The 20868-nt window shown below is 61.2% G+C and carries 15 protein-coding genes; 3 read left to right on the forward strand and 12 right to left on the reverse strand.

Features of this window, described 5'->3' with window-relative positions; genetic code table 11:
* Nucleotides 1-31 precede the first annotated feature (31 nt).
* Nucleotides 32-2122: an exodeoxyribonuclease V subunit alpha gene (recD, locus tag BM079_RS02935; protein WP_175489570.1), complete on the reverse strand. Its 2091-nt coding sequence runs from the start codon at nucleotides 2120-2122 to the stop codon at nucleotides 32-34.
* The gene (recB, locus tag BM079_RS02940) at nucleotides 2119-5952 is read right to left on the reverse strand and encodes an exodeoxyribonuclease V subunit beta (protein ID WP_175489571.1); all 3834 of its coding nucleotides are present in this window, start codon (nucleotides 5950-5952) and stop codon (nucleotides 2119-2121) included. Before recB ends, recD begins: the two co-directional genes overlap by 4 nt.
* A 189-nt stretch (nucleotides 5953-6141) precedes the next feature.
* Between recB and BM079_RS02945 the strand changes: the two genes are divergently transcribed.
* Together BM079_RS02945 and BM079_RS16700 are read left to right on the forward strand one after the other, a co-directional pair.
* On the forward strand, nucleotides 6142-7197 hold the full coding sequence (locus tag BM079_RS02945) for a C45 family autoproteolytic acyltransferase/hydolase (RefSeq protein ID WP_245742798.1): 1056 nt from the start codon (nucleotides 6142-6144) through the stop codon (nucleotides 7195-7197).
* A gap of 208 nt (nucleotides 7198-7405) precedes the next feature.
* A complete protein-coding gene (locus tag BM079_RS16700; protein WP_175489572.1) occupies nucleotides 7406-7567 on the forward strand; it encodes a hypothetical protein in 162 nt (53 codons plus the stop codon).
* A gap of 83 nt (nucleotides 7568-7650) precedes the next feature.
* Here the strand turns inward: BM079_RS16700 and BM079_RS02950 are convergent, their stop codons facing one another.
* The 5 genes from BM079_RS02950 to BM079_RS02970 form a co-directional block, all read right to left on the reverse strand.
* Nucleotides 7651-8382 (reverse strand): alpha/beta fold hydrolase, encoded by a 732-nt coding sequence (locus BM079_RS02950; protein WP_090130617.1) that lies wholly within the window; start codon nucleotides 8380-8382, stop codon nucleotides 7651-7653.
* Between the two features lie 74 nt (nucleotides 8383-8456).
* On the reverse strand, nucleotides 8457-8888 hold the full coding sequence (locus BM079_RS02955; RefSeq protein WP_245742799.1) for a group I truncated hemoglobin: 432 nt from the start codon (nucleotides 8886-8888) through the stop codon (nucleotides 8457-8459).
* A 20-nt stretch (nucleotides 8889-8908) separates the two neighbouring features.
* Nucleotides 8909-9760, reverse strand: a complete 852-nt coding sequence (locus BM079_RS02960) for a DUF3034 family protein (protein WP_090130619.1) — start codon at nucleotides 9758-9760, stop codon at nucleotides 8909-8911.
* On the reverse strand, nucleotides 9757-12105 hold the full coding sequence (locus BM079_RS02965; protein WP_090130620.1) for a bifunctional diguanylate cyclase/phosphodiesterase: 2349 nt from the start codon (nucleotides 12103-12105) through the stop codon (nucleotides 9757-9759). The genes BM079_RS02960 and BM079_RS02965 overlap by 4 nt, the downstream gene beginning before the upstream one ends.
* Nucleotides 12105-12755 (reverse strand): cupredoxin domain-containing protein, encoded by a 651-nt coding sequence (locus tag BM079_RS02970; protein WP_090130621.1) that lies wholly within the window; start codon nucleotides 12753-12755, stop codon nucleotides 12105-12107. Before BM079_RS02970 ends, BM079_RS02965 begins: the two co-directional genes overlap by 1 nt.
* A gap of 344 nt (nucleotides 12756-13099) precedes the next feature.
* On the opposite strand from BM079_RS02970, the gene BM079_RS02975 reads away from it, so the two are divergent.
* Nucleotides 13100-14803, forward strand: a complete 1704-nt coding sequence (locus BM079_RS02975) for a methyl-accepting chemotaxis protein (RefSeq protein WP_090130625.1) — start codon at nucleotides 13100-13102, stop codon at nucleotides 14801-14803.
* Nucleotides 14804-14909: 106 nt separating this feature from the next.
* Here BM079_RS02975 and BM079_RS02980 read toward each other — a convergent pair whose 3' ends face one another.
* The 5 genes from BM079_RS02980 to betC all read right to left on the reverse strand — a co-directional run bounded on the left by BM079_RS02980 (nucleotide 14910) and on the right by betC (nucleotide 20685).
* On the reverse strand, nucleotides 14910-15536 hold the full coding sequence (locus tag BM079_RS02980; protein WP_245742800.1) for a DUF4202 domain-containing protein: 627 nt from the start codon (nucleotides 15534-15536) through the stop codon (nucleotides 14910-14912).
* Between the two features lie 11 nt (nucleotides 15537-15547).
* On the reverse strand, nucleotides 15548-16990 hold the full coding sequence (locus BM079_RS02985; RefSeq protein WP_217639630.1) for an MATE family efflux transporter: 1443 nt from the start codon (nucleotides 16988-16990) through the stop codon (nucleotides 15548-15550).
* Nucleotides 16991-17127: 137 nt separating this feature from the next.
* On the reverse strand, nucleotides 17128-18240 hold the full coding sequence (locus BM079_RS02990; protein ID WP_090130629.1) for a 5-methyltetrahydropteroyltriglutamate--homocysteine S-methyltransferase: 1113 nt from the start codon (nucleotides 18238-18240) through the stop codon (nucleotides 17128-17130).
* 169 nt (nucleotides 18241-18409) lie between these two features.
* Nucleotides 18410-19030 (reverse strand): LysE/ArgO family amino acid transporter, encoded by a 621-nt coding sequence (locus BM079_RS02995; RefSeq protein ID WP_090130635.1) that lies wholly within the window; start codon nucleotides 19028-19030, stop codon nucleotides 18410-18412.
* A gap of 140 nt (nucleotides 19031-19170) precedes the next feature.
* A complete protein-coding gene (gene betC / locus BM079_RS03000) occupies nucleotides 19171-20685 on the reverse strand; it encodes a choline-sulfatase (protein WP_090130637.1) in 1515 nt (504 codons plus the stop codon).
* Between the last annotated feature and the right edge of the window lie 183 nt (nucleotides 20686-20868).

Consider the following 20868-nt stretch of genomic DNA (forward strand, 5'->3'; position numbering starts at 1 on the left):
CAGGCACTACAGAGCCTGGACCCGCTATCCGTCAGCCATCAAGCCGCTTGCCCACGCCGGACGCCCGCCACGTCTGTCTGAGTGCGGCGCTCTCCACGGCACCAGCAAAGGCAGTCATGATCAGACAATGAGACTTCGCCCGCGTAATACCGGTATAGACGAGCTCTCGGGTCATGATCGGATTCGGGCGGTCAGGCAACACCAGCAGCACCTTCTCGAATTCCGACCCCTGTGACTTGTGAACCGTCATTGCAAAGGCCGTATCCACGCCGCCCAGCCGGCCCGGTAGCACCGCACGCACACCCTCACCCGACGGGTGCGGGAAAAAGACCCGCAGACGCCCCGAAGCCCCCCCTGCTTGCGGGTCATCATCAGGCATCACCATGGCAATACCAATATCACCATTGTATAGCCCCAGCTGTGGGTCGTTACGGGTCACCATCACCGGCCGGCCGGCATACCAGCCCCGCGTTCCGCCAATCAGTTTCTCCCTGAAAAGCGCCTCGACAATGGCTTCGTTAAGCCCTTCAACGCCCCATGGCCCTCGACGCAGGGCGCACAGCACCTGAAAATGCGAGAAAAGGGACAGCACCTCGGCCGGCCCGGCACCATCGGCCATGGCCTTGAGTGCCTGGCGATAGCCGCCAAGCGCCCGGCGTATCAGTGCCGTGCTGCGACCCCTGACAAGCTCAAGCTCAATGTCCTGATAACCCGCCTGCCAGCAGCGTCTGATGGCGTCCGGACTGCCGCGATTGACCGCACGCGCCAGCGCGCCGATACCCGAGTGCTCATGAAAACGATAGCTTTTCTGCAGGACCACCACGTGATCGGCGAGCATCGATACCGGCGCCTCCAGTGTCGGCAGGGGCTGGCCGGCCGCCCTCTCCAGCAGCCGCTGCAGTGTCTCGCTGCGCTGTCCCTTCCCGGCGCCTTCGCAGAGATCTCCCAGCACGGCGCCGGCCTCGACGGAGGCCAGCTGGTCACGATCCCCCAGCAGAATCAGGCGCGCATGCGCCGGCAGCGCCGCCAGCAGTGACGCCATCAGCTCCAGATCCACCATGGACGCCTCATCCACGACCAGTACGTCCATTGCCAGCGGATGATTGGCGTCATGACGAAAGTGCCGGCTGTCGCGCTGAACGCCCAGAAGACGGTGAAGCGTAGTGGCCTCCCGTGGCAGAGAGGATCGAACCGACTCGCTGACGTCCAGCGCTGCGATGGCTCCGCTCAACGACTCGGACAGCCGGGCCGCCGCCTTGCCGGTCGGCGCGGCCAGATGCACGATCAGCGCGCGCCCCTGCTCGCTCAGCGCACTCTCCTGCAACAGTGCCAGAAGGCGGGTCACCGTAGCGGTCTTGCCGGTGCCCGGGCCGCCGGAAATCACCGTCAGACGATTACGCAGCGCCATGGCGCAGGCCAGCTTCTGCCAGTCAGGGGCCCTGGCAGGGTCCGCTGCACCAAAAAGTGTTTCCAGCCGGGCCATCATCGCCTCGCTGACCGTACCGGCACCGGCCATCAGGGCACGAAGCCTTGTGGCGACACTGCCCTCGTGCTGCCAGAAGCGGCGCAGATACAGCCGCTGTTCTTCCAGTATCAGCGGTCGGGCGCTGTCGTCTGTCTCTCCCTGCCCCGTGACATCAGAGCGGTGCAGCCGATCCCGCCATGAATCAACGTGATCAACGCCCAGCGCCGTCAGCAGGGCGCCCGGCGTCAGGATACCGGCGGTGTCATCAGGAGAGGCCACATCATGAGGCGGCAGGGAGAGCACCGCATCGGGTTCGCGCAGGGCGTGATCAAGATTCAGGCAGATGTGACCGCGCCCCAGCTGATGGCTGACCAGAGCTGCACTCAGCGGGACCAGCGGGTCCCCCTGCGGCTCGCGCGCGCCGACAAAGCGAGCCAGATGCGCATCCAGCGGACGCAGCCATCCCACCGAGACCCAGCGCTCGAGCTGCTCGATGATCAAGGCCGTGTCCACGACGTCTCCGGCGAGCATCGGCTCCGGCGCATTCGCAGTCTCAACGGCAACATCATCATGGGCCTCATCCACCGACGGAGTCTCCGGTAGCGCATCGAACAGGGAAAACTGGCCGCTGTCGGTGTCCTTGCTGCGACGTGTCATGCCCTCTCTCCCGCGGCGATCGACGATGGCTCGACGCTTTCATCATCAAGGGCGCGCTCGCCTTCGGTCAGCAGCCGGTCCAGCGTCTCGATCAGGGCCCGCGACGGTCTGCGATACAGCACACCCCGCCCGCCCTCGGCCGTCATGCCGCGCAAAAAAAGATAGAGTACGCCGCCCAGATGCGCATCGAAGTCATAGTTCGGCAGGCGGCTTTTCAGGTGGCGATGCAGCGCCAGGGTGTAGAGTACGTACTGGATGTCGTAGCGATGAGACACCACCGAGGCCATCATGGCGGCCTGATCATAGGCCTCCAGCGTGTCGCCCAGATGGTTGGATTTCCAGTCGATGACGTAAAAGCGCCCGTCGTGTTCGATGACCAGATCGATATAGCCCTTGAGCATGCCGGCCAGCGTCCTGGGCGCCAGCTCCGGATACACGCCCGGAAGGGCTTCATGCTGACGCACCAGATGATCGAGCCGAGCGCTGCTGACCCCCTGTGCCGACAGCCAGAACTCCAGCTCGGTGCGCCAGCCTGCCAGCCGATCCAGCGAGAGTCCCGGCAGGTTCGGATGAAGCGGCGCCGTCAGAACCGCACAGCACCAGTCGTGCAGCACCGCTACCCAGTGCGGGTCCAGCGTGCTGCGCTGCACCCGCTGACGAATCAGGCGGTAAAGCTCGTCATGATAGGGCGAGTCCGGCGTTGCCAGCTCGCCCAGCCGGTCGGGATCGATCTCCTCGAGCAGCGCATGTAGAAAGGTCCCCGTCCGCGGCCCGCGCGGAAAATCGAGCAGGCGCCGCACCGGTGGCAGCGGAATGGGGCTGGTTTCCCCCAGAACCTCCAGATCGAGGCCCGGCGCCTGAGCCTCCAGCATCGCATCGCGCGCCTGGCGGGTCATGTCGCCGGGCTGGCGAGCCCCCTCGACCAGCGCGGTATAGGACGCCACCCACCAGTTGCGATCAATTCGTCCGGTAAAACGACGCGCCCTGCCCACCTCCCGTGATGCCTCCGGCGCGGCAGCATTGCGCTCGGGCTCGCTCGGCGGCGCGGTCAGGGCAATACTGCCCGGTGTCACCAGCGCGCCCAGCACCTCGCCCAGAATGGCGGTGTCCAGCGACGAACACGCACCGTGCTGACACAAAAGCGCGCCCAGTGCCGATCCTGAAAGGGTTGTCGCACCGGCCGGCGTGTCCTTGCGCGCCGTACCCTTGTAGATCGGCCCTACCCCCAACCGACACAGATAGCGGGCGCGCGTCAGCGCCACGTACAAAAGACGCAGATCCTCCTGCAGACGCACCCGGTCGGCGCGCGCACGCTGCTCGTCGCTGACCTGCATGATCAGCGAGGCCCCGTGGGTCTCATCGCTGAGCATCAGCGTTTTGCTCTTGCTATCGACCTCGCGATGATCGGCAATAAAGGGCAGATAGACCAGCGGATATTCGAGCCCCTTGGACTTGTGGATAGTGATAACCCGCACCAGGGTGTCGTCGCTTTCCAGTCTCAGGATCAGGGACTGCGGGTCCATGCCGCTGTCAAAGCGACCAGCGAGCGACTGGTGCCACCAGCGCAGCAGCGCCTGCTCACCATCCAGCCGCGCACTGGCCGTCTGGGCCAGCTCGCCCAGATGCAGCACATCGGTCAGCGCCCGCTCGCCGTCGGCTCGCGCCAAAAGCCGTGCGGGGATGTCAAAATCTCGCATGATGACACGCAGCATCGGCAGCACGCCCTGACGCTGCCAGAGGCGGTGATAACCATCAAAGCGCTCTACCATCGCCTCCCACTCAAGTTCGTCAGCCTCAAGACGTGCCACTTCCGATAGCGAATCGCTCATGAGGCGAGTGGCCAGCGCCGCCCGCAGGGAGCGGTCGTTACGGGGGTGGGCGCAGGCCTCCAGCAACTGCAGCAGGTGAAACGCCTCGCGTGATTCAAACACTGACGTTTTCTGACTCAGATAGACCGAACGGATCCCGCCTTCCAGAAGCTTCTGACGCACCCGCATGGCCTCACTGCCGGTACGTACCAGAATCGCGATGTCGGCCGGCCTGAGCGGCCTGAACGTTTCATCACTGCTGCGAAAGCCGGTCTCTCCCCGGCGCGCGCCGGCCAGCAGACGGGTGATATCGGCACAGGTCGCCGTGGCCATGGTATCGAGATAGTCATCGCGCCGGACCGATGATGCCTGGTCCATGTACCAGCAGGTCAGCGCCTCGACCGGCTCACCGGCCTCGACAAACATCTCATCGCGCCCCTGCGCGGTCACCGCCTCATAAGGGATCTCTTCGAGCTGAAAGGGAGACTCGGTGGCAAAGAGCCGGTTGACGGCGCTGACCATCGCCTCGGTCGAGCGAAAGTTGCGATCCAGCGTGTAGCGCTGATCCACATGACGTCGCGCCTGCAGATAGGTGTCAATATCGGCGCCACGAAAGGCGTATATGGCCTGACGCGGGTCGCCGATCATCAAAAGCGCGGTCGGCAGCTCGAAAGCCTCCGGCGTGCCCGCGACCAGCGGGTCACTGTCCTGCAGCGCCAGCGCTGCCGTATGCTGCGGCAGGGCATAGATGGTAGAAAAGATCCGGTACTGGACCGGGTCGGTATCCTGAAACTCATCGATCATCGCCACCGGCAGATTGCGACGAATACGCTCGGCCAGCCGTGCCCCGGCCGGTCCTGCCAGCGCCTCGTCCAGACTGTTGAGCAGATCATCGAAATCCCACATGCCGCGCCGCCGCTTTTCCTGATCCAGCGCCTGCGCCAGCGCATCGCGGGCGTGCGCCAGCACCTGCGCACGCACTCTGGTCAGCTGATCACGCTGATCCTCGGCAAGCGTTTCAAACTGCGACAGCGCCTCGAAAAAGGGATGCACCGGCGGCACGTGATTCTTTTTGCGCCCGTCTTCCAGACGCGTGCTCGAACACCACAGCCGCCCTTTTGTGTCCCAGAGCGTATCATCAGGTGTGTCGTGCTCGCCGATCATCCACTGTCTGATGGCGTCCAGACGCGCCTCCAGATCCGCCGGCCGGAACAGCCTGGCATTGAGCGCGCCACTGTCGATCGCCTCGCGAAGCAGCGTCGTGATCTCGTCTCCGGCGCCCTGCCACAGCTCGCGCAGCCGGGCCAGCGCCTCATCGCGCTGCGCAAGGCTTCGATCCAGCCGGGCCAGCGCTTCATCGATGGAGGCCGGTGCGTTGATCAGCGTCTCTCCCAGCATCAGCGCCCGGGGGCGCCCGCCGTGCAGCAGCAGACGAATTTCCTGCTGTAGCGCCTCGGGGGTTTCCCACCACTGTGCCAGCAGTCGCTGGCGCGCCGAGGATTGGCGATAGAACTGACGCCGCCAGTAGTCCTCCACCAGCGAGGCGAACAGAGCGCTGCTGTCCGGCACCAGCTCGCTGGCAAACAGTGCCCCACTATCGAAAGCGTGACGCTTGAGCATGCGCTGGCAGAAGCCATGAATGGTGAAGATGGCCGCATCGTCCATCACGCGGGCGGCTGCATCGAGTCGCGAGGCGGCTTGCTCGCGAGCATCGTCGGCAACATCCGCCAGCAGTCGGTCCAGCACGGGATCGCTGTCGGCACGCCCCAGCAGCACCTCGCGGGCCTGACGCAGACGCGCCCGAATGCGATCGCGCAGCTCCTCGGTGGCCGCCTCGGTAAAGGTCACTACCAGAATTTCAGGCGGCATCAGGGGACGCGGGTAGGCGGCGTCACCGCCATGTCCCAGCACCAGGCGCACATAGAGCGCCGCCAGGGTAAAGGTCTTGCCGGTACCGGCACCGGCCTCGATCAGGCGTCGACCGCGCAGCGGTAGCGTGGGAATATCAAGCGATGTGGTCATGGGCGCATTACACCATTGCCGGGCTCCGGGTGCCATGGGCCATGGACATACGGAAACACCCCCGCACCGCTGATGCCTTGATGTCAGGCGGCGCACCATATCAGAAAGCCCTTTTACAGCACTCGACGAACCGGGCTGCGGGGCTCATGCTGGACACAGGACAAGGTGACATAACAACAGGAGAGCGACGTGGTCAAACATATCGATGTTCGAGGCACCCATTTCGAGATCGGTGAAGCGCACGGTCAGCAGGCTGCGTCGGAAATTGCCATCAGCCTGGCGACCTATCGCCGCATGTTTCAGGACATGGCCGGACTCGACTGGGATGGCGCTCGCCATGAGGCAGAGCGTTTCAAGGCTGCCATCGAACATGTCTGCCCGGAGCTTCTGGAAGAGATGGCGGGTATTGCCCAGGGTGCCGGGATCGACCCGCTCGACGTGCTGGTGCTCAACGCGCGCAGCGAAATCGCTCTTACCCATGCAGAAAAGCCCGTTCAGCCGGATGGCTGCTCGGCGCTCTCGCAGCGCGATCCCGAGACCGGCGCCCAGTGGCTGGCCCAGAACTGGGACTGGAAGGGTGCCCAGCGCGACGCCATCATTCACATGACTCTGCGCGCGCACGACAAGCCAGCGATCGCGATGGTGACCGAAGCCGGCATCATCGGCAAGATCGGTTTCAATGAGCATGGCGTGGGTGTCTGTCTGAACGCGCTGCGCACGCAGATCTGCAAGCCGAAGCTGCCGGTGCACATCATGCTGCGTCGAGTGCTGGAAAGCGATGGCGTCGAGCACGCTCTCGACATGATCGATGAGGTCGGCGTGGCCTCCCCGGCGCACTTTCTCATCGCCGATGGCAGCGGCCATGCCGCAGGCGTTGAAGTCTCACCGATGGGCGACAGCGCCATGACCCCGCGCCACGGTCGGCTATGCCACACCAACCATCTGATCGCCAAACATCTGCCGCCGGGGCTTGAAGACTTCCCCCGCAAGGACTCCTTCACCCGCCTTGAGCGTCTGCGCGAGCTGACCGCCGACAGCGCGCCCTCGTTCGAGACACTGCGTGCGCATCTCAGCGATGAACAGAACGCTCCGGACGCCATCAACCGGCACGAAAACCCCGACACACCTGAAGGTGAACGCATGGAAACGCTTTTTACGATCGTCATGAATCTGAGCGAAAAGCGGGCCGAGTTGAGCCTGGGTCGGCCGGCCGATCAGCCGGAAATCTTCACCCTGACACTTTAACGGGGATCAGCCGGCGTCAGTTCCGGCCCCGCGACAGGACAAGGACATCGCGAGAGATCTCCGGGGGAAGCAACGTTCGATAAAACGCCATGAACATGGTGCCAACAGGCGCCTTCAGACGTTATTCAGACTACTCTGTTGAATCCCCGCGCCATTGGCTGCATATACTGGTGCAGGGAAATATCCCGACAACCAAGGAGGGATCGTCATGAAACGAGCCATCGGCGCCTTTATTGCCAACTGGCTGCGCAAGCCGGAAAACCGCCGCAAGGCCAAACAGACTGCGCAGCACGTCTGGAACCGCTTTCAGCAGGGTCGAAGCACTTCAGCGACCAAAAACGGCCGAACCCCGCCGCGTCAGCAGCGCTGATACTGAAACGCTGACCTTCGACGTCGGCAGCCAGCCCATGTTTTTTTCTCAACGCGTGATGGATTTCGATCCATCACGCGTTGTCATGTCTGCACGCTGCCAGTGTCCTTGATGGACGCATCGTTCTGACAATGCGCCGTCATGAAGCCTGTAATGACACGGGCCGTCTCCTCGGCCTGATCGATCACGAAACCATGGCCTGCACCGGTCATCAGCTGTATCTGCCCGGTGGCGGGCAGACACTCTGACACGCGCCGGCGCGCTGCGGGCGGTATCAGCATGTCCTGCTCGCCGAACAGGTGCAGCTGCGGCATCTCCAGTCGGCTCAGCGTCCGACACAGATCCATTCCCATCAGCAGCAAGAACTCTGCTGCCGACTGGCGAACCCCGTTGTTCGGTAGCGCTGCCAGCAGTCGTCGGCCCAGATGCCAGACGTCGTGCCGGCCCTGAGCCAGCAGTGAAGGCCATGCTACCGGGCCAGCCATGTCTGAGGCCATTTGAGCAGGAAACACTGCTCGCGCACTGGCTCCCATGGTGATCAGACCGGGCGTGCGCGCACCACGCCGTTCGGCCAGCGCCGCGGCCAGCATGCCGCCCATTGACCAGCCGCCCAGCCAGACGTTATCGGGCAGTGTCTCATCCAGTATCTCAAGCCACGCCTCCAGGCGATGATGCTGCCATCGTGGATAGACCGTACGGTGCACCTCGATGGTACTGTCGCAGCGCTCGATGGCACGCGATAGCGGCACCAGAGGGCGAGGCCCCAGCACCCAGCCGGGCAGCAGTACCAGCCCGGTTTTTCCTGCAATCGTCATGAGGCGTCTTTTCAAATGATGTGAGGTGCCATTGTCGAGCGACCTGCTGGCGCTGTCATCTGCGACAATGTGCCCTACTGATCGCGCATGACGTCGCTGTACTGCGGCGCCAGCCGACCCAGCAGCGCATTGCGCGCGCCCATATCGATATCCTGAGCCATCAGCGCTTTTTGCAGGTTATCGACCAGCGCATTAAAGCTGGCATCGGTCAGCCCCATGTGTTGATGCGCCAGAGCCATGGAAGGCCCCTGATAGGTACAGGGACCATCGCTGATATCGCAGAAATACTGCGCCAGCGAGCCGGCCAGATAATCAATGTTGGTGTGGGCAAAGTAACCCACAATACGAGGGTCATCGGCAACGTTGATCAGAAAGTCCGTGACGATGTCATGCACCCCGGCCTCTCCACCCAGTCGCTGATAAAGCGTCGGCGATGTCACCTGTGAGGTGGTACAGCCTGACAGGCCGATCAGCAGCAGGGTGATCAGGGCAGGACGACAGAACATGATCATGGCTTTCCGAAAGATTACAGCGATAGCTGAAGCGACAGATAGCCGCCACGCTGGTGCTCAAGGCCTGCGATGCTGCCCAGGTCCAGCAGGGCGCCGGTCAGCGACACGTTTTTTTGGATCAGCCAGGCGACATAGAGATCGTGCCAGTCATCTTCCCGGGCAAACCGCAGGTTATCAGGCTTTTGACGGTACTCGACGCCCACTACCCAGCTCGGGTCAATAAACAGCCCGACCGATCCCTCGAACATCAATTCCCGGTGACTGCCCTCGTCACCGCCAAACCCCAGCAGACCGCTCTGGTTGGCTTTTGTCGAACGCAGCGTGGTATTGACCAGCAGATTGCGGCCGGCAATGGCATCGAAAAAGAGTTTGCTGCCTGCGATATAAAGATCGTTGCCCTGTGTCTCCCGGGCACCCACCGCGCGGGCCAGCGCCTGACCCTCGACCAGCTGCTTGTGCTGCACGCCCAGACTCCAGACACCCCAGGGGCGATAGAGCACATCGCCGAAAAGGCGCAGCTTGGCGCCATAAACCTCCTGCGTCTGATGCCCGCCCAGCGTGTCGAGCGCCAGACGCTGATGGGCATAGGAGAGTTCGACGCGATCATAAAGATTGGCCGCCACGCCGCTGACCACCAGATGGTAGTCACTTGTATCAGCGCGGGTGCTGCCCACTGTTACGCCCGCCTCGCCCTCACTGGCGGTACCCGTCAGCATCCCCCAGGGGGAGAGTCCCCCACCGCTGGCCCCCTCGATCTGCATCACACCGCCGGTGCCTGCCAGCCGGCTGCCGGCCCATGCCTGAGGCTGAGTCAGCAGCCAGCAGATGCCGATCAGCAACCGTCCTGCCTTGCGTTTAGACATCATCCCAGCGCTTTCCGAAGGGTGGTGGCGCCCTCCCGATACTGCCGGACCCAGCCAATGACCTGATCAAACGGCAGTGGCCTGGAAATCAGATAGCCCTGCAGCACATCGCACTCCATGGCCGTCAGCAGCGCTCGCGACGCCTCGGTCTCGACGCCTTCCGCCACCACACTCAGTCCCAGGCTGTAGGCCAGATCGATGGTAGAGCGCACGATGATGCGATCCTCGGGATCGTTATCGAGTCTGAGAATAAAGGACTTGTCGATCTTGAGCTCCTGCACCGGCAGGCGCTTGAGCTGGGAAAGTGATGAATAACCGGTGCCGTAGTCATCCACCGCGATATGCAGGCCGGCCTCACGCAGCGCGATCAGATTGCGCTGCGCCAGTACCGGATCCTGAATCAGTGCGCTTTCCGTCACTTCAAGTCTCAAACGCTCGGGACCGAGCTGATAATCCTGCAGTAGTAGATGAATGCGTTCTGGCAACGTGATATCCATCACATCCTGTGCCGATAGATTGATCGCCACGCTGACGGTTTCGCCCTGATGGGCCCACTGATCGATCTGACGACAGACGGCGCGCAGCATCCACTGGGTCAGCTGCAGGATGCGCCCCGATTGCTCGGCCAGCGCAATGAACTCATCGGGCGGCACAAAACCAAGCATCGGGTGCTGCCAGCGCATCAGGGCTTCGAACCCGATGACCTCACCGCTGTCGGCCGCAATCTGCGGCTGATACACCATGGCGAGCTGATCCTGCTCAACGGCCGTGCCCAGATCGCGTGCCAGAGTCAATCGGCGCTGATGGCGTTCGTCCTGCCCCGACTCATAGCGAACGTGGCCGCTTCGATCATGTCGTGCACGGTCCATGGCAATCTCGGCGCAGCGCAGCAAAGGCCCCGCGCTGTCACCATGCACGGGATGGCTGACCTCTCCGATCACTACCGTCAGCACAATCGGCGACCCCTCATGCTCTACAGGCCGACCCAGCCGCTCATGCAGCGCTGCCATCCACGATGAGGTGACGCTCTCTCCCTGCAGCATCAACAGGAATTCGTCACCGCCGAGTCGATAGGCCTTTTGAAACGGGGATGCCAGCGTCTCGAATCGCTGCGCCAGCATGCGCAACACCTCATCACCCACGAGATAGCCAAACGTATCGTTGATCTGGCGAAAACCGACAATGGAAAGCCGCAGCAGCGTAAAAGGCTGCCCCTGCTCAAGCGTTCGGGCGATATCCTGCTGAGCGCTGTCACGGTTGGCAAGACCGGTCAGTCGATCATGGCGAGCGTTGTAAAGCAGGCGCTGCTCCCGCTGATCGATATCGGCCTGCATGCCCGTCAGGGTATCGGCCAGCAGGCGAATTTCCCGATGACGGCCATGGTTGATCACAGGCAAGCGTTCACCCCGACCTATACGCCGGGCGGAAGCCACCAGCTGCAGCAGCGGCCTTGTCATGCTGCGCGCGATCAGGGCGGCCACAATGGCAGTCAGTACCAGCATGACACCAAAGATGGACAGCAGCTGCCAGCTCAAAGCGTGATAGACCGCCAGTAGATCGCCTCGCCCATGCTGTATGATCACCCAGATACTCGCCGAGCGATTCCTCTGTAGCGGCAGGGCGCGTGCCAGCGTATCGGTATTGTCTTCCATCGCGCTGTGATCGATGAAATGCCCCTGCGCAAGTGACGTGCGCAGGGCCAAAAGCGTCTCTTCGGAAGCGGAAGCCAGCCCGCCGACCACAAATCCCGACTGCGTGTCGTCAATGCCCTCTTCATCCACCAGAAAGCTCACCGGCAGGCGCGTCAGGGCACTCAGCTCGCGGGCCAGCTGCGCATCAAGCATGAACCCCATGCCCACCCACCCGATCAGTCCCGGGGCCCGTATCGGCATCAGCACCATCTGATAGGGCACGCCATCCTGCAACACGATACCGACGGCGCTGTCATGCACGTTGGCCTGCTGCCACAGCGTTTCAAAGGGGATACGACTGCCCGCCTGCTGATGGCTGCCGGTCAGAATATGGCCCTGCGGATCGGCCAGCAGCACCATGTCGGCACCGGCTCGCTCGCCGTGGTTGAGCAGCACGCTCGCCAGGGTATCGGTGTCCTCAGTGGCCACAGCTGCTCTGAAGCCGAAATCCGAGGCCAGTACAGCCACGTTGTCGCGCAGATGATGACCGCGCTCGGCCAGCAGCTGACGAGTGACGTCCAGAGCCACGTCGATCTCGCGACTGCCCTTGTTCAAAACGTCGCGACGAATGGTATCGAGCGTCGCCAGCGCCGTACCCAGCTGGGCCACCGCCAGTACGGCCAGCATGATCAGCAGAAGACGGCGACGAAAGGACATCACGGATGCTCCTGATGCTTGAGGCCGCGCTGAAAGCGCTGCTGCAGCAGGGAGGGTTCGGCCGAAGGCGGCGGCGTCGCCTCCAGCGTCAGCGCCAAACGTGTATTGGAACGTGTATCGATCTCGCCTTCCCACCACTGCTGATGCGTGTCCTCAAGACGCGGATGCCAGATCCGCATCGGGTAGCGGCCGGACGGCAGCGACGTCAGGTCGACACGACCGCTGGCATCAGTCATGGCGGAAAAGGAGGCATCGCTGATGACGATAAACCCCTGCATCCGGTCATGAATGTTGCAGCCCAGCACCTCGACACCGGGCGTTTCAAAACGCATCGGCGGCGGCGTCTCCTTGAGATAGAGATCCAGGCTGAAAACCCGCGGCGGGGAGAAGGAAAAAACCTGATGGCGGGTGATGTCCAAGTTGGGAAAACTGACAAGGGTACCCACAGGAATCACGCTCACCTGCGGATTGAAACGCGCATCGCGCTGCACGATCTCGTAGTGCTCATCCGAGACAGCATCACGCCTGCCTTCCGGCAGGCTGATTTCAATCACGGCCTGTTCAAGGGGCGCTTGGCTACCGGCCTGTATCAGATGCAATGAGCCACTGGCCCTTGCCGTCAGGGAAGACAGCATCAGCAGTGTCAGCAAACACCCTTTCAGGAAATGCAGCATCCGGTTTCCCACTCGGTGACGCTACCGACGTTACCTGTCGGCCGCGACTCATGTCATGAACAATGACCTCTTGAGTCATCATCGGCCGCCGGCGCGGGAAACTTTACGCGCCGCAGCCTGTGCGGACGCGGCGATCGTTAACCTGCTTCAACTTTAATTAGTCATTATTTATTTAACCGATAGGTCTTTTCGCACTCGATTAAACAGCGCGATGGCCGATATATCCTTCGACGAGACAATTCATCACACATAGCCTGCGCCGGGGGCGCGGCCGACTCGCAGCGGAAGCGATCGGATCCATCATTTCGAGGAAGCAGACAATGCTGAACCCTAAAAAGAGCGTCAGGCTCAGACTGTCAGGCAGCCTGGCCGTTTGTATTGTCCTGCTGCTGATCGTCGGGGCACTGGGTATCTACAGTGCACAGCGCTCACAGGGCTCACTGGAGACCACCTTCAACACCAATGTGAAGGCACTCGAGCAGTTGGGCATCATGCGCACGGCGATTCTGAGCAATCGCGTCAAGGTAGTGGCCGAACAGCGCGATCAAAACGTGGCCACCGTGGCCTCGACACAGGCCGAAATGGCGCAGAACGATGTACATACCAATGCGGCCATGCAGACCTATCTGTCGGTGATCAGTGATGAGCAGGAGCGCGCCCAGGCCACCCGGCTGCAGCAGAGCATCACCGCCCTGCAGGGCGACCTTCAGCGCATGATGACCATGATGGCCGCCGGTGACTTCACCGCCGCCAGCGCCTTCAATGCCGCCACTCTGCGCGGTGATTATCAGGTCGTGATCGACGGCATTGCCGGTCTGTTTGAAGGCGAGGTTGCACGAGCGGCACAGCATAACCAGAACAGTCTTGCAGCCTACGAAGCGCTCAGAAATACCGTGCTGGGGGTCATCGCCCTGGCCATCGCTCTGGCGCTGGCGCTGTCAGTCTGGCTGGTTCGCGGCATCATGACACCGCTGAGCAAGGCGCGCCACTTTGCCAATGAACTGGCCCTGGGCAATCTTGCCGTCGAGACCGACGTGACCTGCAAGGATGAATTCGGCGACATGCTGCGGGCGTTAACCGCCATGCAGCAAAAAATGGCGGGCGTCATTCGCTCGGTCAGCCACAACGCCGTTGCCGTCAATGACTCGGCACAAGACATTTCCCGCGGCAATGAGGACCTCAATCGTCGTACCCAGGAGCAGGCAGCCAGCCTTGAAGAGACCGCGGCCTCAATGGAGGAGATCACCACCACGGTACGCCATAACGCCGATAATGCGGCACAGGCAGACCGTCTGGTGCGTGAAGTCAGTCAGCAGGCACAGACCGGTGGCAATGTGGTCCAGAGCGCGGTCTCTGCCATGGGCGAGATCAGCGCCTCAAGCCACAAGATTGCCACCATTGTCAGCCTGATTGATGAGATCGCCTTTCAGACCAATCTGCTGGCGCTGAACGCCTCGGTCGAGGCCGCCCGCGCCGGCGAGCAGGGTCGCGGGTTTGCGGTCGTGGCCAACGAGGTGCGTAACCTCGCCGGGCGCAGTGCCAACGCCGCGCGCGAAATCAAGCAACTGGTAGAGGAAAGCGTCAAGCGTGTGGATACCGGCGCCGAGCTGGTCAACCGCTCGGGCCAGACGTTGACCGAAATTGTCTCGAGTGTGAAGCGCGTCACCGATCTGGTCAGTGAAATTGCCGTCGCCAGCCGGGAACAGGCCACTGGTATTGATCAGGTCAATGTGGCCGTCTCCCAGATGGACGCCGTGACCCAGCAAAACGCTGCACTGGTCGAAGAGTCGAGCATGGCCAGTCGCGCCCTTCGTAATCGCGCCGCCGAGCTTCAGCAAGAGATATCGTTTTTCAAGGTCGACACAAGCGCCTCTGACGGTGTCTCGACAGGAAACGCCAGGCCGATCAGTACAAGTATCACACCGCCCGTCCGGTCTGACAGGACATCAGCCCTCGCGGCACGCACCGAACTCAAACGACCGGCCGCACAGCGTCAGGAAGTCGAAGAGTGGGCCGAATTCTGATCCGACACCCTGTCATTTCAGCCTTTCATGACAGACACCCCGCCTTGTGGCGGGGTGTTCTTTTTTGCACCAATCGTCTCAATCCGGCGCTCTCCAGCATGGCGTCTCAGGTTGTTTCCATGGCAACGGCCTTTTCGAGCAGGATACTGGCGCGCCCCTCCAGCGGAATCTCGCCCGCCAGACGATGACCCTCGGCCGACATCTTGCGCAGGGTCTTGCGCAGAATGCCGATGACCTTGTCGTCGTCATGTTCGGCGGCAAAGGGGCCATAGTAGTCCTGCAAAAAGACCAGACACGCCGCATCCTCAAGGGCGCGCGTCTCCTCGTCATTTTTCAGGTCTTCCTTGCGCACCAGTGCCGCTACGCGATCGCAGTCTGCTTCGTTATACCCCGCCTGACGCAATACGTCGGCTGCCATCTGCGCCTGGCGCGTTTTTAGACCAGTACGCCAGGCATGGTAGCCGGGACGATCCATCGGATAGCTGTCGCGCGGCACCTCCCAACGCTTCAAATGCTGGGCCCGCACCGCCAGCTGCAACGTCTCGCCGGCATCGGGTTTGAGCCGCTCGAGCCAGTTGCTCATGCGCTGGGCGTATAAAAGCTCATAGGGGACGTCTTCACCATCGACCATCTCCATGCGCGGATCCTGCGCATGCAGCGCATCCAGCTGCGCCATCGCGTCATCGAACCGATCACTGCCTGCCATGTCGTTCTCCTCGTTATTGGATGTCATGACGCCGCCACTCAAGACGTCTGGCCGTTGCCCTTCTCGATGATCTCGTCGGACACCTGCCTGGCCAGCGGGTCCTCCTGCTCGGCCAGCCGCCCCTTTTGCCAGTCACCACGCATGAAAAGAATCAGCGCGATCAGGGCCGTGATCATGTTGGTGACCGGAAAGGCCCACCAGATACCATCCACACCCAGCACCGTGTCGCGTGACAGAATAAAGGCCAACGGGAACTGCAGCACCCACTGCGATACCAGCGCCAGCAGCATGGCCACCACGGTATGGCCCGCCGCGCGAAAGACGCCCGTCAGCGCCATCTGGGCACCGATAAAGCCGAACGTCAGCGACGTAATATGAAGAAAATGACTGCCGGCCTCGATAACGGCGTCATCGCCGGGCACAAAAAAGGCCACCAGCTCGCGTGCGAACGTCAATATCAACACGCCTATCACGCTCAGTCCCACCAGCGCAATCAGTGCGGACAGCCGTGCAATACGGGCGGCGCGCTCGATCTGTCCGGCACCGATGTTCTGACCGACCAGGGCTGCCGTCGACATGGACAGTCCCAGCGCCGGAATAATGACAAACGCCATGATATTGGTGCCCACGCCGTAGGCAGCGATGGTGACAGTCCCAAAACCCGTGACCAGAAACACCATCACGTTCATGCCCAGCGCCCGGGCCGACAGCTCGACCGAAGCCGGCAGCCCCAGCGACAGCGCCCGACGAATGAAAACGCGGTCGGGGCGCAGATGATGCGTCCTGAGCGCGATGCCATGCCGGCCGCGCACCAGCAGCCACAGCCCGGTTCCCAGCGCCAGTGCCTGAGTCACCAGCGTGGCGAGCGCTGCACCACCCACGCCCAGGCCGAAACCGAAGATGAACAGCGGATCAAGTACCACGTTCAAAAGCACGGTCCCGGTCACGATGTACAGCGGCAGGCGCACTTCACCGATGCCGCGCATCAGCGCCTGAAACATGGAAAAACCGAAGGTAAAGACCATGGCTGCCATCGAAATGCGCAGAAAGACCAGCGCACCGTCGTATACAGCCTCTTCGACGCCCAAAAGCCCCAGAAGCCCTGGTGCCAGCCAGATGCCGATGATCGACAGGCTGATGGAGGTCACCACCACCAGCAGGATGGTCTGCCCCGCGACCTGATTGACCCGGTGATGATTGCCCGCCCCAATGTGCTGCGCCACCAGCGTCGAACCGGCCATGCTGAATCCGGAGCCCAGCGCGATCAGCAGAAAGGTCACCGGGAAACTGACCGAAACGGCGGCGACCGCGTGACCACCCAAGCGGCCGACCCAGAAGGCATCGATGAGCTGATAGCCGGACTGCAGGATATTGGCCAGCACGATGGGCACGGCCAGTTTCAAAAGAGAGCCCAGAACCGGGCCCTCCAGTAGCGTGGTTCGGTCGCGCGGCGCACGACCGGCGCCTGTCTTCAATGCCAAGGGAAACGCTCTTTTACAGGGAACATGCATCAACGATAGCGGGCCATGCCGGTGCTTGCAGCCTTCACGCCGCTGGAAGATACAAAAACGCCTGGCCGCGCAGCGGTCAGGCGTTGATCAACGTTTCAAGGGCGTTCTCAGTATCCCCAGAACTCCTCGGCGAGATTCACGATCAGATCCAGCTTTTCCCACTGCTGCTCTTCGCTGAGATTGTTGCCCTCATGTGTCGAAGCAAAACCACACTGCGGGCTCAGACAGATCTGATCCATCGGCACGTATTCGCTGGCCTCATTCAGTCGTGCCTGAATCTGCTCGGCGGATTCGAGCTCGCCGGTCTTGGTGGTCACCAGACCCAGCACGACCTGCTGGGTACCGCGCGGCAAAAAGCGCAACGGTCGGAAATCACCGGCGCGATCAGTGTCATATTCCAGAAAGAAGGCATCGACATTGACGCTACCCAGCAGCGTTTTGGCCACCGGTTCGTAGCCCCCTTCGCTGATCCAGGTCGAGCGGAAGTTACCCCGACAGACGTGAAGACTGATGTGCATATCAGCCGGCCGATCCTCCAGCGCCCGATTGAGCACGTCGGCGTAAACATATTGAAGCTTCTCGGGTGATTCGATGCCCCGCTCACGCGCCGCTTCAATCTCGCTGTCGGAGCACAGATAGGCCCAGACCGTGTCATCGAGCTGCAGATACCGACAGCCCGCGGCATAAAAGGCGGCAATGGCCTCGCGCCAGGTATCGGCCAGATCGTTGAAATAGCTGCCCCATTCGGGATAGACACTGCGATCGACCTGACCGGCGCCGCGAAAATGGAGCACGCTGGGGCTCGGGATCGTCATCTTGGCAATCGAGCTGGTGGTCTGCTCGTTGAGGTAGCGAAAGTGCTCAAGCATCGGATGGTCCGGATTGAATCGGACACGATCCACCACACGCACCCCGTGTGACGGCGTCTGGCGACCCTGAAACTGAATGCCCTGCTCGGATTCGAATCCTTCAACACCCGTGAGGTGTTCCAGAAAATCAAAATGCCACCAGGCGCGACGCAGCTCGCCATCGGTCACGGCCTTGAGCCCGAGAGACTCCTGTTTCCTGACCAGCCGCGTTATTTCCTCGTCTTCAACCGCCTTGAGAGATGCATGGTCAATGGTGCCCTGAACAAGCTGTTCACGGGCGCTCTTGATTCGGTCGCTGCGCAGCAGACTGCCAACCGTGTCGGCGCGATAGGGAGGCATGGGTAAAGACATGATCGTTCCTTAATCAACAAGAGGCTGCAGGACAGCTTTTTCGTCACGTAATATGCCGTGGCGCCAATGTGAATACCAACGAGGGTTATTCACATCCTGCATGAAGGGTATTCAACCATGGTCTGGCTTTTTTCAGTGTGGCCGTTCTGTCGCAATAATACCTTCATTATCAAGTGATTAATGATGACGCGATCAAAGGCCACAAAAGAGCAACAGCCATCCCCCACATCAAAAATGCCATCAGGCCATCCAGTATTTGCCAGACACGCGGGTGCGCCAATAGCGGACGCAACCGTACTGCGCCATAGCCCAGGCCAAAAAAGAAGATAAAGGAAGCAAGAACGGCCCCGGCAAGAAAGGCCCCCTTCGGTGCCTGCTGGGACGATACGGCGCCTGCCAGCACTACCGTATCCAGATAGACATGTGGATTGAGCCAGGTCAGCGCCAGGCATACTCCCACTGTTCTACCGCGGGAAGCCTTCGTCTGCCCGGCAGGGGCCAGCGCCTGACCGCCGCGCAATGCTGAGGCCAGGCCCTTGATGCCGTAGAGCAGCAAAAAAAGCGCGCCCGCCAGGCGCATGACAATATCAAGAGTCGGGAATCGCCCCGTCAGGGTTGCGGCGCCGTACACACCAAAAGTCAACAACAGCGCATCGCTAAGCGCACAGATCAGACAGACCATGAAAAGATGTTCGCCGCGAATGCCCTGTCGCAGCAAAAAGGCGTTCTGTGCGCCGATCGCCATGATCAATGAAAATCCAAGCCCAAGCCCGGTCCAGAACGCCTGCATACCGTGTACCCTCTCGACCCATCAGGCCTTGAGGGTACTTGTTTGACAAAATGCTGCCATGAAAGCTCCTGATACCCCATTCGGCGCTTTCATGGACACCTCTGCGGATTAAACGTGCTCCGAAATATTCTGCCAGCACTCTACTCGCCGCGCGGAAAACGCTGCGATTCTTCAAGCACGTTGAGATCCATGTGGTTGCGCATGTAACGCTCGGACGCCACCTGCAACGGCTGATGGTCCCACGGGAAGTAGTGCCCGTTGCGCAGGGCTTCATACACGATCAAACGTCTGGCCTGACTTTCCCGAACATCGGCATCAAACCGTGCCATGTCCCAGCGATCCATCACCTTGCGGGTAAACTCGGTCAATACCGCATGGTACTGCGGATCTTCGGCCAGGTTGTGCTGTTCATCCGGATCATTTTCCAGATCAAAAAGCTGAGGCGGATCGATCTCGCAATGATTGAATTTCCATTTGCCTTCACGAATGGTGACCAACGGCGCATAGGTCCCTTCAGCGGCATACTCCATGTAGACCGGGGTATCGCGCTTGCCCTCTCTGATCAGCGGCAGCAGTGATTCGCCATCGGTCCAGTCCATGATGGCACTCAAATCGATACCGACCAGATCAGCCAGTGTCGGATTGACATCCAGCGAGGACACCGGCGTATCGATACGCTTCGGCTCAAGGCCGGGCGCACTGATCATCAGCGGCACGCGGGAAGAGCCTTCAAAGGGACTCATCTTGAACCAGAGGCCGCGCTCGCCGAGCATGTCACCGTGGTCAGACACGAACAAGACGATGGTGTTGTCATCCATTCGGGTGCGCTTGAGCACATCCAGAATGCCGCCGATCTTGTCATCGACATACGACAGATTGGCGAAATAGCCCTGCCGCGCCCGACGCACATTTTCCGGCTTGATATCGAATTTCGTGTAGTCGTTGGCCTCGTAAAGGCGCTGCGAATGCGGGTCCTGATCCACATAGGGCACTTCGGAAAGCCTGGGCTCAAGGTGATCACAGTCGTTGTAAAGGTCCCAGAACCTGCGCCTTGCCACGTAAGGATCGTGAGGGTGGGTAAAGCTCACACACATCGCCCAGGGGCGATCATCATGACCGCGAGAGAGATCAAAGAGCTTCTGCTCGGCGTGGAAGGCGACCTCATCATCATATTCCATCTGGTTGGAGATTTCTGCGACGCCAGCCCCGGTCACCGACCCCAGATTGTGATACCACCAGTCGATACGCTCACCGGGCCTGCGATAGTCCGGCGTCCAGCCGAAGTCGGGCGGATACACATCGGTGGTCAAACGATTTTCAAAACCGTGCAGCTGATCGGGGCCGACAAAATGCATTTTGCCGGACAGGCAGGTCTGATAGCCGGCACGCCTGAGATGGTGCGCCCAGGTCGGCACGCTTGACGGAAATTCGGCGGCATTGTCATAAACGCCGGTGCGAGAAGGCAACTGGCCCGACATGAAGGCGGCCCGTCCCGGCGCACAGAGGTAGCTGGGGGTATAAGCGTTCCTGAATCTGACGCTTCGCTGAGCCAGCGCCTTGAGATGTGGCATATGCAGAAAATCGGCCGGCCCATCTTCAAACAAGGTGCCGTTGACCTGATCAGCCATCAAAATCAATACATTGGGGCGTGTCATCCAATTCTCCGAAGTCAGGTGAAGGGGCATTAACCGCCTCTATAGCATGCGCGTTTTACCATGCATCCTGCGAATGATTTATAACGGGGCCAAGACCAGGCTCAGCTGGGCCTGAATGGATTCGGTGTCCGTGAGCGGCCGTCGGGGATATGCACCACACTTGACTTATCCTGCTCATGAATT

Source organism: Kushneria avicenniae, from assembly GCF_900112585.1.
GTDB lineage: Bacteria > Pseudomonadota > Gammaproteobacteria > Pseudomonadales > Halomonadaceae > Kushneria > Kushneria avicenniae.